Origin of the sequence: Acidaminococcus sp. (assembly GCA_022482815.1) — a bacterium.
Lineage (GTDB): Bacteria > Bacillota > Negativicutes > Acidaminococcales > Acidaminococcaceae > Acidaminococcus.
Genome location: JAKVOM010000001.1, coordinates 2,652,369 through 2,664,415 on the forward strand (window position 1 = coordinate 2,652,369; position 12,047 = coordinate 2,664,415).

Sequence of the window (12,047 nt, forward strand, 5' to 3'; positions counted from 1 at the left end):
TTTATTGTTCGCTCAGATAAAGTTCCGCTGCATTAGCCGCGCAGGCTCCGTCAGATGCTGCCGTAACAATCTGCCGCAGCGCTTTTGTCCGGATATCTCCGGCTGCAAAAACACCGGGTACGGACGTCTTCGTGTCTTCGCCTGCCACGATATAGCCGGCCTTGTCAAGCTCCACCTTACCGGCGACAAGCTCTGTCTGAGGCTTACGTCCGACAGCAATGAACAGTGCATCACAGGGAAGAAGCTCTTCACTGCCGTCCTTGACGTTCTTCAGTCTGACACCAGTCACCTTCTTATCGCCCTCAATGCCGGAAACCACACGGTTCCAATGGATCTTAACGCCGGCATCCTCCAGGCGTTTCAAATAGATAGGTGTCGCTCTAAGTGTATCACGTCTATGGACCAAATGCACCTCTTTACCAATCCGGCTGAGGTAGATGGCATCGCCGACGGCACTATTGCCGCCGCCATTGACGACAATCGTCTTGCCTTTAAAGAAGTTGCCGTCGCAGTGAGCACAGTACCCGATGCCGCGGCCGATCATCGCGTCTTCGCGGGGAATGCCGAGCTTACGGGGAGAAGCACCCATCGCAAGAATAATGGTACGTCCGAGATAATCGCCTTCTGAAGTATGGGCTACTTTGGGATTAGCTTCCAGGTCGAGGGATTCAACATCGACAAAAAGCGTCTCGGCGCCAAATTTCTCCGCACCTTCCTGCATCTTCTCGCCCAGTTCAAACCCATCTACAGGATCAGGAAAACCAGGGTAATTTTCGATTTCACTCGTCGTAGCCATCTGGCCGCCCGGAGAAAGTTTCTCCAGGATAGCCACGGAAAGACCACTGCGGGCACCGTAGAGGGCTGCCGTATAACCGGCAGGCCCTCCTCCGATGACCAGAATATCATAAACCTTTGTCATAATAATCCCTGCCCTTCAAGCCAGGTCTTTACAGCGGCCTTGGAGGGCGGATTCACGAGCAGTTCACTCGTCTTGCCGTCCTTGACGGCCATCAGACTAGGAATGGTTTCGACGCCGAAGCGTGCAGCCAGTTCGCGTTCATCATCAACGTTGACGGAGGCAAATTCAATCTTATCAGCTACTTCGGCAGCAAGCTGTCCCATTGCCGGCTTTAAGCGGCGGCAGTATCCACACCACGGGGCAGAAAATCCTACCACCATCGGTTTCGTATTCTTCAGCACAACTTCATCAAAATTGGATGATGTAATCTTCTTGAATTCCATGGTAAAACCTCCTTATATCTAGAGAAAAGCTATTAATTAGTTTTGATACTGTAATTTTAGCAGTTACAGTTATTTTTGTCAAGGAGTAAGAGGAAAAAAGTTAGCCGCTAAGAGCGGCTGGCTGTGGTCGACTGCGTCGACAGATTAAAGCCGTAGCCGACTCCGTCGGCTAGCCTTCGGCAGAATAGGGACAGCACCCAACACAAGCGATTCCTCCTCTGGGGGAGTATGCTAAAGCAGCCGTTTTATCGAACCAATCCCTGTTGTCCGACTGACCACCCACCGCAAGCGTCAGCGCTTCCTGCCGTCAGTGCTGACTGCGTTTTCCCTCTTCTCTTCTTACCTTCCTCCACCACTTCGTGGTCCGCCCTCCTTCCTAAAGGACGGAGGTGGCAGCGGAATTCCAAACCTGACGGTTTGGCTTAATTAAACAAAAAACAGGCCGCATCTGCAGCCTGTTTTGAGTCCTTTTCAATTAGCGTCCACCGACAGCTTTCAGTACGTCCTTCGTCAGGTCCGTACCGCCGTTAACGACAGCGCTTGCCGTCAGAACCGTCGTAATGCCGCGTTCCTTGGCAACTTGGTTTACTGCCTTCAGGATTTTTTCACGAATCGGGTTGAAGAGTTCCTGTTCTCTCTTTGCAATCCGTTCAGTCAGGGTGTTATCCAAGGCACGCTTGCCGTTGTCATCCAGGCTTGGAGCCTTTTCACGGAATTCCTGCTGAGCCTTCTGCTGTTCCAGATTCAAAGCAGCTCTTGCGCTGGCAAAATCAGGATGGTGAGAGAAGACCGTATTCAAATCTACATACCCAATGGATTCAGCTGCAAAAGCCGTTGCCGGTACAACTGCGCCGCCAACACCAAAAGACATGGACAGTGCTAAAGCAGCAGCCACCAATTGTTTCTTCAATGAGATCAGCCTCTTTTCTAAAATCTACTCAAGTGCTTTTTGCATTATAACATGCTAAAAATTGACGTGCAAGTCGAAAGATAAATAAAAGCTAAATAAATGAACTTAATTGAAAAAAGTTTTCTATTTTGTCATAGCCGGCCGTCTTTGGCGGCCGGCTATGGTCGACTGCGTCGACGGATTGAAGCCGTAGCCGACTCCGTCGGCTGGCCTTCGGCAGAAAGGGATATTCTTCACCGCAAGGAATCCCGCTATCTTTCTTTCCTCCACAACCTCCTTCCGAACGGACGAAAAAGAAGCTATCCTCCACCGCTGTCGTCAGCGCTTCCTGCCGTCAGTGCTGACTGCGGTTTCCCTCCTTTCGAAGCCGTGAAGCGGCTTGAAAGGAGGTCCCAAAGGAATTCCAAACCTAACGGTTTGGCTAAAAAAAGGCTGTGTAGCAATGATGGCCCATTGCTTCACAGCCCTTTTTTACGTTCATTATTTTACCAGTTCGTATCCGGCATCGGTGATTGCTTTATCAAATTCAGCAACAGGAATGTCACGGCTGGCAGTTACTTTAGCAGTACCTTTTTCCAGGTTGACATCCACAGCAGATACACCGTCCAGAGCAGCCAGGGCATCGTGTACATGCTGCTGGCAATGTGCGCACATCATACCTTTTACATTTAACGTCTTTTCCATATACGATTCATCCTTTCTGTCATTTCATCAATTTTTGAAGGGTTTCACACAGTTCATCAACGACCTGATCATCTCCGTTGCGGATGTCTTGCACCACGCAGGATTTGATGTGGTCAGCCAGTAATTTTTTGTTGAAGGCATTCAGACCGCACGTAATGGCGCTGACCTGGGTCAGAATATCCACACAGTACCGGTCTTCTTCAAGCATCCTCTTGATTCCGCGAACCTGACCCTCAATCCGGTTCAATCTCTTGATAAGATCCTTGTACTCACTGCCCTCTTTGTTTCGTTTCGTCGTTTCATGCAGCATTTTACTATACCTCCGTTATGTATATATAATACTCGTTTTGTGGAAAGATGTCAAACGCTTTCTTTGCTGTTACGAATAATTAATATTTGCTGGAGATTGATAAAAAGTTTTAATACCCCTACCCTGTATAAATTCAAGAAGTAGTGAGAAGTAGAAAGTACGCTGGTGCGGCAGATTGTCAGGTAAATTCCAGACAAAAAAGCTGTGGCGCTTCGCGCAAAAAAAGCTGTGGCCGCCATTGGCGGCGGGGCTGCGACAGCAAAAAAGCACTTTTAACGTTTAGCATTCAGCTTTTAGCCCAGCCTGCGAAAGATTGGTTTGTGGATAGACGACAGTGGTTAGTACTGTAGTGCAAGCAGATACTTTGGCTGATTTACGAAGACAATTGCAGCGAGCAGTTAATTGGCCTTCGGCAGAAAGGGAGTGTCCAAACCGCTTGTCGGTTTGCTTCCGCGGATGGCCGGCAACCCGCGACCAGATACCAGCGCTGTTAAGGAAGGTTTTCGCAAAATTTTAAATGCTAACGGTTCGGCTTAACGAAAAACCGGAAAGGTTCCCAAAACGGGAATCTTTCCGGTTTGTAAATCTATAATCGCTTATTTAAGCACTTCTACGCAGCGATGGCACAGGGTCGGATGTTCTGCGTCCTGGCCAACCGTCTCGTCGTATCTCCAGCAGCGTTCACACTTATGGCCTTCGGCCGGGGAAACTTTGACCGTCAGATCCTGACGATCCGTCTTTTCTCCGCCTTCCGTACCTTCATGCAGTGCTACCTGGGAAACAATGAGCAGCGTTGGCAGGTCTTTTTCTACGCGGCGCAGTACTTCCAGTGCTTCGCCGTCTGCATAGAGATCAACCTTAGCATCAAGGGAATTACCAATCTTCTTGTCGCGGCGGGCATTTTCCAGAATCTTCATGATTTCGCCGCGGACTTTGATGAAGCTGTTCCACTTCTGCAGTTCATCTTTGTTGATGTATTCCTCATGCAGCTTCGGCCATTCGAGCAGCAGTACGCTGACAGGTGCATCGGCCGGCTTCTTGAGCTGCTGGTAAACTTCTTCCATCGTGAAGCTCAGGATTGGCGTCAGCATGACCATGAGGTCATACAGGATTTCATACATAGCCGTCTGAGCGCTGCGGCGCTTCGGATCATTCGGCTTGCTCGTATACAGACGGTCCTTGATGATATCCAGATAGAAGGAGCTCATGTCTACCGTGCAGAATTCGTGAACAGCATGATACACCAGATGGAAATCATACTCTTCATACGCATTCTTTACGTACTTCTTCAGTTCCTGCAGGCGCATCAGTGCGTACTGATCCAGTTCTTCCATGTCGGCGAAAGCTACTTTGTCCTTTTCATAGTCAAAGTCATAGGTGTTGCCGAGGATGTAACGGATGGTGTTGCGAATCTTACGGTATACTTCGGCAATCTGTTTCAGGATCAGCTTGGAGATTCTGACATCGCCCTTGTAGTCTACGGAAGATACCCACAGACGAACAATATCGGCACCGTAATCCTTGATAACATCTTCCGGAGCGACCGTGTTGCCGACGGATTTACTCATCTTGCGGCCTTCACCGTCAAGAGTATAGCCGTGAGTCAGAACGGCACGGTACGGAGCCTTGCCCGTCGTAGCGACACTCGTGAGCAGCGAAGACTGGAACCAGCCTCTGTGCTGGTCACTGCCTTCGAGGTACATATCAGCCGGCCAGCCCAGTTCGGGGCGTCTTCTCAGTACGCCGCGGTGCGTTGAACCGGAGTCGAACCAGACGTCCATGATATCGCTTTCCTTGCGGAAATGCGTGCAGCCGCACTTCGGGCACTTCGTGCCTTCCGGCAGCAGTTCTTCGGCGGTATGCTTCCACCAGGCGTCGGTGCCCTCTTTTTCCACAATCTTAGCCAGATGTTCAATCGTTTCCGGCGTAATCAGCGGTTCACCGCAGTCTTCGCAGTAATAAATAGGAATAGGCACGCCCCAGACACGCTGACGGGAAATACACCAGTCATGACGGTCAGCAACCATGTTGTAAATGCGCTGACGGCCCCAGCTCGGAATGAACTGAACGTCGTTGTTGATGACTTTCAAAGCCTGATCACGGAAGCCGTCTACGGAAGCAAACCACTGCTCGGAAGCACGGTAAATGATCGGGTTCTTGCAGCGCCAGCAGTGAGCATACTGGTGGTGAATGTTTTTCTTGCCCAGAAGAGCGCCATTTTCAGCCAGATGTTTAATAACAAGGCCATTGCAGTCAAAGACGAATTTGCCTTTGAAGAGTTCGCCGGCTTCGTCAGTGTAGCAGCCTTTTTCATCGACCGGGCAGAGAATGTCCAGTTTATATTTGAGGCCCGTCAGATAGTCGACATCGCCGTGGCCAGGAGCGGTATGGACAGCGCCGGTACCGGTTTCCAGGTCAACGTAGTCGGCCAGTACAACGAGGGACTTTCTATGGTTGTATTCAGGGAACGGATGCTCGCATTCGGCATATTCAAAGTCGCGGCCTTTCGTTACACCGAGAACCGGGCCGAAGGTAATGCCGCATTCACTGGCAACCTTGTCAATCAGTTCCTTTGCCATGATGAGAGCTTCACCCTGGTATTCGACCCAGGCATATTCAAAGTCGGGGTTCAGGGCAATAGCGACGTTGGCCGGAATGGTCCAGGGCGTCGTGGTCCATACGACAAAGTAAGCTTTCATGCCCTTGGCAGCTTCCGGAGTAAGGCCCTTATCCTTGACGAGAGGCATCTTTACATAGATGGTCGGTGTCTTCTGATCCGCATATTCGATTTCGGCTTCGGCCAGAGCAGTTTCGCAGTGAGGGCACCAGTAAACGGTCTTTTTGCCCTTGTAGATGTAGCCCTTGTTGGCCATGTCGCCGAAAACGCGAAGCTGATCAGCTTCGGTAAGCGGATTAAGGGTCAGATAGGGATTATCCCAGTCACCGATCACGCCCAGACGCTTGAAGCCTTCGCGCTGCTCGTTGATCCATTTGTGGGCATAATCATTGCACATCTTTCTGAGTTCCAGAGCGGAAATCTTATGACGGTCTACACCGGTAGCCTTCAGGCAGGCATGTTCAATCGGCATGCCGTGCGTATCCCAGCCGGGAACGTAAGGCGTGTCAAAGCCCTGTTGATACTTATATTTAATGATGATATCTTTCAGAATCTTATTCAGTGCGTGACCAATATGAATCTTGCCGTTCGCATACGGAGGGCCATCGTGCAGAATGAACTTCTTATGGCCGGCATGCTGTTTCAGTTTCAGATGATACATGTCATGGTCCTGCCAGAACTTCAAAAAGTCCGGTTCACGTTTGGGCAGACCGGCACGCATCGGGAAATCGGTCTTCGGCAGATTCAGGGTAGCGCTGAACTTGTCGTTTTCTTTTTCTTTACTCACCAGGAACACCTCCAAAAAAATAAGCCCCGTCCCCGCAAGGGACGAGACTTTTACCCGTGGTACCACCCTCATGACAGGACGTTTCCTGCCACTTTCAAATGAAATAACGCTCATCAGACGGACCGTCCTACTGCTGGTTCGGCGGTCAGCTCGGGAGTGATTTTCCTTTCTGCATCCTCCTGCCCGGGCTCTCACTCTCCCCCGAGTCGCTGCACCGGCTGCATCAGTACTGTCTCCGTCATGGCTATTTTCAATTTTTACCCGTCTATTATACACTTATAGGATGCTACCGTCAAATGGATAAAAAAAGAAAGCTGTGGCCGGCTAAGCCGGCGGAAAAGAAGCTGTGGCGCTTACGCGCGAAAAGGATTTAGTAAAGGAGCTAGTGGATAGTGTCTAGTGGTTAGTAGGCTAATGCATGCAGCCACATTGGCGGATTCCTGAGAAAGATTGCAGTGAACAATGAGTTAGCCTTCGTCAGAATGGGCTATCCACTCATATCGGGGGCAGAGTTGTAAAGATACTAGTTCCCCCACTTTCTAAATTAAGAGCAAAAATATAACGGTGAGGGGATGACTCATTTCCTCACCGCTGGTTTTGATATTATCACTCTTTAGCCTTTGCAGCCGGCCAACACAGTCGAACACAACTTTATATTTAGGTACCTTTAATGCATTTTAACCGCGCAGTCGTACAATAATATGCCTGTCGCTACTGCCACATTTAAACTTTCCGCTTCACCGTACATCGGGATTTTCACCCGCGTATCGGCCTGCTCCAAAATGGACGGCGACACGCCTTCGGCTTCGCTTCCCATGACGAGAAGTGTTTTCTCCGGCCAGGTAAGTTCCGGCAGGTTCACGGCACCGCGCAGATCCGTTACCACAAGCTGCCATCCTTCGCCGCGGGCCCAGTGCAGCAGTGCTTCCTCCTCGATACCCGTAAAGACGGGCAGATGAAAGAGGTTTCCCATCGCCGAGCGCACGACTTTCGGATTATACAGATCCACGGAATTCTTAAGCAGCACCACGCCTTCCGCCCCGGCCGCGCAGGCCGTGCGGATCATGGTGCCGGCGTTTCCCGGATCATGGATTTCATCGAGGACGAGGATGACGCCCTTTCCCGGATGGAAATTTGCGAGGTCATTGTCGCGCAGTTCTACGAGAGCAGCCACGGACTGCGGATCTTCCGTAGCCGCAATCTTTCCCATAATAGCTTCCGTTACCACATAATACGGCACAGAAGACGTTTCTGCTTCTTCCTGCCATTCTTCCGGCAGCTTCGTGCAGAAATAAGCTGTCACTTTCCAGTCGGAACGGCGCACTTCCTCTACCGCTCTCGTTCCCTCGAGCAAGAAAAGCTGTTCCCGCTGCCGATATTTCTTTTGTTTTAATGAAGCCGCTTTCTTTACGACTTCATTTTTTAAGGACGTTATCGTCTGGATCATAGGTTTTCCCTCAACTGCTTGATAGAATCCGAGTTACCAATGATCACAAGGACGTCTTTGTTCTGCAGCGGCTTCTTCGGATCCATGCTGATTTCGATTTTCTTATCAGGGTGCTTAATCGCTACGATGTTCACGCCGAAACGGCGGCGCACATCCAGTTCAATCAGGTTCTTGCCCACGGCCGAAGTCGGCGTATCAATTTCCACAAGCGCAATGTCATCGGACAGTTCCACAAAGTCCAGGATGTTCGTATACCCCAGGCTGTGCCCTACGCGTCGCCCCATATCCCGCTCCGGATAGATGACGGATGTCGCACCGATTTTCTTCAGCATTTTCCCGTGAATGGGAGAAGACGCTTTAGCTACAATCTTGTGCAGACCGGCTTCCTTCAGCAGCATGCAGCAAAGCAGGCTGGGCTCCAAATCACCGATGGCAATGATGGCCGCGTCAAAATTGCGCAGGCCCAGGCTCTTGACTACGTTTTCGTCGATGGCATCACTCACAACGACGTGGGTCAGCTGGCTTGCCAAATTCTGCACGACTTCTTCATTATTATCGATACCGAGAACCTCGTGCCCCATTTCGGCAAGGGTCAGCGCTACACTGCTGCCGAAACGGCCCAGTCCCCAGACTACAAATTGTTTGGTTTTTCCCATGAGATACCCCTTACTTCCTCTCAGCCTACAATGATTTTTTCTTCCGGATACCGGATGGGCGGTGTATTCCGCCGTGCCGTCAGCGACATGGCAAACGTCATGATGCCGACACGTCCGGCATACATGGAGATAATGAGGATCAGCTTGCTGCCTGTCGTCAGATGCTGGCTGAGCCCTGTAGAGAGCCCCACCGTCGCATAAGCCGACGCCACTTCAAAGAGGGCATACAGAAAATTCGTATCTTCCAGGTACGTAATCCCGATGACCTCAAAGAAGATCCACACCATGGACATGGTCGCAATGGCGAAGGCCCGGAAAATCGTTCCACTATCAATCCGGCGCCCGAAAATCGTGCACTCGCTCTTCTGCTGCACGACCTGACGGGCCGAAAGCACCAGGAGAGCAAAGGTTGTCGTCTTGATGCCGCCGCCCGTCGATGCCGGCGATGCCCCGATGACCATGAGGACGATCATCACAAGGAGCGTCGACGACCGCAGCTGCACGAGATCAATCGTGTTAAAGCCGGCCGTTCTGGTCGACATGGACTGGAAGAAACTGGCGAGCCAGGCATTTCCCGGCGTCAGTGCTGCCAGCGTCTTGGCATTATCAGCTTCGAGGAACTCGATGAGGACAGTACCGGCAATCAACAGGAACGCCGTCGTCACAAGGACCAGCTTCGTGTGAAGCCGCAGCCTTGAAAACCCGCGGTGCTCGAGGACATCCGACATTACGGGAAAACCGATACCGCCCAGGATGACGAGTGCGCTGATGATGAGGTTCACCGGCACATCCGTCGTAAATCCCGTCAGACTGCTGTAGTGGCCGAAAAGGTCAAATCCGGCGTTGCAAAAAGCAGAAATTGCGTGCCAGAAACCATAGTAAATTCCCTTGAGCCCAAAGCTCGGCACAAAGCAGATACTTAAGAGCGCACCGAAAACGAGCTCGACGGCCGCCGTATACTTTGCTACCTTGAGACTCATCCGAACCACCCCGGCCATATCGTCCTGGTTCAGGGAAGCCTGGATATACATGCGGTCCTGCAGGTTGATTTTGCGCCCCGTTGCCACGGAAAAAAGCGTAGCAAACAGCATGAGGCCCAGACCACCGGCCTGGATCAGAGCAATGAGCACAATCTGTCCGAACGTAGAAAAATACGTGCCCGTATCGACTACGACAAGACCGGTGACGCAGGAAGCGGATGTAGCTGTAAAAAGAGCATCTACAAAGGACAATCCCTCTCCCTGCTGACCGGCAAACGGCAGCATAAGGAGCAGCGCCCCTGTCAGGATGAGGACTGCAAACGTAAGTGCCACGACCTGATTGGGTGAGAAATGATGTCCTTTCAGCAAGAGCTTACCTCCGAATCATATCGGGTGTAATATCTTTCAGCGTCGGAGCGCCGCACATTTCCATCGTGTCGGCAAGTTCGGAACCAAGCTTGTCAACGAGGCAGGCCACGCCTTCCTTACCGCCGCCATAGACAGCATTGACAAACGGTCTGGCAATCAGCACGGCATCGGCGCCCATGGCAAGAGCCTTGAAAACATCAACACCGGTACGGATACCGCCGTCGACAAAGATTTTGACCTTGCCGCCAACAGCTTCCACGATTTCCGGCAGGACTTCTGCCGTAGCAGGGCTCTGGTCGAGGACACGGCCGCCGTGGTTAGAAACGACGATGGCGGCAGCACCGGCCTCTACGGCCTTGAGAGCGCCCTTAACACTCATGATACCTTTGACAATGAAAGGCTTGCCGGCAAGAGCAATGATTTCCTTCATTTCAGTGACGGACTTGCTGCCTGCAGGAGGAACGAAATTCTTCAGGAACGGCAGACCGGCGGCATCGACGTCCATAGCTACGGCAATAGCACCGGAAGCCTTGACGAGGGCCATCTTGTCTTCAATCATCTGCTTGTTCCAGGGTTTTACCGTCGGCACGCCGACACCCTTGCAGGCCTTGATGGCATCGGTAGCACCGATCATGACCTGAGCATCCATGCCGTCACCCGTAAAGGCCATAATGCCATTTTCGGCACAGCCCGGAACGAGTTCGGCATTGTAAGTAATATCATTATATTTATCGCTGTAATGCATAGCCACAGCGCCGACAGGGCCTGCGAAGAACGGATATTTGAACGTATGACCGAACAGTTCGACAGACGTATCAACCGGTTTCTTTTCGCAGAGCGTATCCATGACGACACGCACATTCTGCCAGGCGTTATAGTTGCGAATAGCCGTATCGCCGACACCCTTGGCACCAGGGCCGGGGATCATATTGCGGCAGGCAACACCGTTGCAAACAGGGCAGCTCTTGCACTTGCCCGTGCATTTACGTGCATTTTCAAGAAGTTCACTGTATTTCATTGCAAAAAACCTCCTCTAACCTAATATCAGTGTGGCTTCATTATAGCACAAAAAAAGGTCACAGGGGGTAGTCGATAGTGGGTAGTGATTCGTACAGTAGTATTGGAAAGATATTGGATGATTTTTGAGGCAGATAGCAGTTAGCCGATAGCAGATAGCGGCAGTTGGCAGAGAAAAGAAACCGCTTTTGGTCTATGGCATTTAGCAGGACAGCGGATTGTCTTCATCTTTTTTATTATGAGAGATAAATCAAAAGGCTGCCAATGGCGGCATGGGCTGGCGATATTGGGTAAAAGTTTGTCCTTGCATTGCTTTTTGTGTTTTTTAATCATAATAGTAGATTTACAGTACAGTATAATCGGCAAAATAAATCGTGCACTGGTCTTGTCCTATTTTCATTGGCCTTCCCCGGGAGGCAACTTTTGCTCTCATTTTTCTTTTTTTTCGGCGATGAGTGTAATGTAATACGCTGCGATGATTTCGGGTGTCTCCTTAAAGCCATTTTTGATCCACAGGGAGACAACCTGAGCAAAGGAAGCCACGTAAAAGCCCGCGGCGTAGTCCCTGGGGATATCTGGCGGAAAGAGTTCTTTTGTGCCTTCAAAGACTTTTTCCAGCTGTTTTTTAAAGTATTTCAAAAAGATATCTTCGCTTTCCCCCGAAAAGAGGTTCGTCAAGTCGTTTTTTCTTTCCTTGAGGTGATAGAGCAGATGGGTCATGCGGCTCGCCAGGGTCTCGGGCTGCGAAGAAAAATCGTGATGTGCTTCCCGCTCGAGCACGGAGGAAAAAACGTGTCCGAAGATGTCTTCGCACATTTGATTCAGCAGGTCGTCTTTCGTCTCGAAGTGGGCATAAAAGGTCGTCCGTCCCACATCGGCCTCGTCAATGATGTCCTGCACGGAAATATGATGATAATGCTTTTTGGCAAGGAGCGTGCTGAAGGCCCTGAATATGGCCTGCTTTGTTTTCCGTTGTCTCCGGTCCATCGGGATTCCCCCTTTTCCGAATAAAATCAGCTTTTTGTTCC

At 50.8% G+C, this 12,047-nt stretch carries 11 protein-coding genes and 1 other annotated feature; all 11 genes read right to left on the minus strand.

Annotation, left to right across the window (positions count from 1 at the left end; all coding sequences use genetic code 11):
• Window position 1: 1 nt before the first annotated feature.
• The 11 genes from trxB to LKE33_11545 all read right to left on the minus strand — a co-directional run bounded on the left by trxB (window position 2) and on the right by LKE33_11545 (window position 12,006).
• On the minus strand, window positions 2-919 hold the full coding sequence (gene trxB, locus LKE33_11495) for a thioredoxin-disulfide reductase (GenBank protein MCH3951541.1): 918 nt from the start codon (window positions 917-919) through the stop codon (window positions 2-4).
• On the minus strand, window positions 916-1,242 hold the full coding sequence (locus LKE33_11500; protein ID MCH3951542.1) for a thioredoxin family protein: 327 nt from the start codon (window positions 1,240-1,242) through the stop codon (window positions 916-918). The genes trxB and LKE33_11500 overlap by 4 nt, the downstream gene beginning before the upstream one ends.
• A 475-nt stretch (window positions 1,243-1,717) precedes the next feature.
• Window positions 1,718-2,152: an OmpH family outer membrane protein gene (locus tag LKE33_11505; GenBank protein ID MCH3951543.1), complete on the minus strand. Its 435-nt coding sequence runs from the start codon at window positions 2,150-2,152 to the stop codon at window positions 1,718-1,720.
• A 480-nt stretch (window positions 2,153-2,632) separates the two neighbouring features.
• Entirely contained in the window at window positions 2,633-2,836 is a 204-nt protein-coding gene (locus LKE33_11510; GenBank protein MCH3951544.1) for a heavy-metal-associated domain-containing protein, read from the minus strand.
• A 19-nt stretch (window positions 2,837-2,855) separates the two neighbouring features.
• Window positions 2,856-3,146: a metal-sensing transcriptional repressor gene (locus tag LKE33_11515; GenBank protein ID MCH3951545.1), complete on the minus strand. Its 291-nt coding sequence runs from the start codon at window positions 3,144-3,146 to the stop codon at window positions 2,856-2,858.
• A gap of 596 nt (window positions 3,147-3,742) precedes the next feature.
• Window positions 3,743-6,550, minus strand: coding sequence for an isoleucine--tRNA ligase (gene ileS, locus LKE33_11520; protein MCH3951546.1), 2,808 nt, complete (start codon window positions 6,548-6,550; stop codon window positions 3,743-3,745).
• Between the two features lie 34 nt (window positions 6,551-6,584).
• Window positions 6,585-6,801: a binding site (T-box leader), on the minus strand.
• 416 nt (window positions 6,802-7,217) lie between these two features.
• Complete coding sequence (locus tag LKE33_11525) at window positions 7,218-7,997, minus strand: RNA methyltransferase (GenBank protein ID MCH3951547.1); 780 nt, start codon at window positions 7,995-7,997, stop codon at window positions 7,218-7,220.
• A complete protein-coding gene (locus tag LKE33_11530; GenBank protein MCH3951548.1) occupies window positions 7,994-8,653 on the minus strand; it encodes a TrkA family potassium uptake protein in 660 nt (219 codons plus the stop codon). The genes LKE33_11525 and LKE33_11530 overlap by 4 nt, the downstream gene beginning before the upstream one ends.
• 20 nt (window positions 8,654-8,673) lie before the next feature.
• Complete coding sequence (locus tag LKE33_11535) at window positions 8,674-10,002, minus strand: TrkH family potassium uptake protein (GenBank protein ID MCH3951549.1); 1,329 nt, start codon at window positions 10,000-10,002, stop codon at window positions 8,674-8,676.
• A 4-nt stretch (window positions 10,003-10,006) separates the two neighbouring features.
• Entirely contained in the window at window positions 10,007-11,020 is a 1,014-nt protein-coding gene (locus LKE33_11540; protein ID MCH3951550.1) for an alpha-hydroxy-acid oxidizing protein, read from the minus strand.
• 428 nt (window positions 11,021-11,448) lie between these two features.
• A complete protein-coding gene (locus LKE33_11545) occupies window positions 11,449-12,006 on the minus strand; it encodes a TetR/AcrR family transcriptional regulator (protein ID MCH3951551.1) in 558 nt (185 codons plus the stop codon).
• Window positions 12,007-12,047: the final 41 nt, after the last annotated feature.

What these genes read in the sequence shown, in the direction of transcription:
- trxB (MCH3951541.1), bottom strand. Translation starts at nt 919, where the DNA reads ATGACAAAGGTTTATGATATTCTGGTCATCGGAGGAGGGCCTGCCGGT.
- LKE33_11500 (MCH3951542.1), bottom strand. Translation starts at nt 1,242, where the DNA reads ATGGAATTCAAGAAGATTACATCATCCAATTTTGATGAAGTTGTGCTG.
- LKE33_11510 (MCH3951544.1), bottom strand. Translation starts at nt 2,836, where the DNA reads ATGGAAAAGACGTTAAATGTAAAAGGTATGATGTGCGCACATTGCCAG.
- LKE33_11515 (MCH3951545.1), bottom strand. Translation starts at nt 3,146, where the DNA reads ATGCTGCATGAAACGACGAAACGAAACAAAGAGGGCAGTGAGTACAAG.
- LKE33_11525 (MCH3951547.1), bottom strand. Translation starts at nt 7,997, where the DNA reads ATGATCCAGACGATAACGTCCTTAAAAAATGAAGTCGTAAAGAAAGCG.
- LKE33_11530 (MCH3951548.1), bottom strand. Translation starts at nt 8,653, where the DNA reads ATGGGAAAAACCAAACAATTTGTAGTCTGGGGACTGGGCCGTTTCGGC.
- LKE33_11540 (MCH3951550.1), bottom strand. Translation starts at nt 11,020, where the DNA reads ATGAAATACAGTGAACTTCTTGAAAATGCACGTAAATGCACGGGCAAG.
- LKE33_11545 (MCH3951551.1), bottom strand. Translation starts at nt 12,006, where the DNA reads ATGGACCGGAGACAACGGAAAACAAAGCAGGCCATATTCAGGGCCTTC.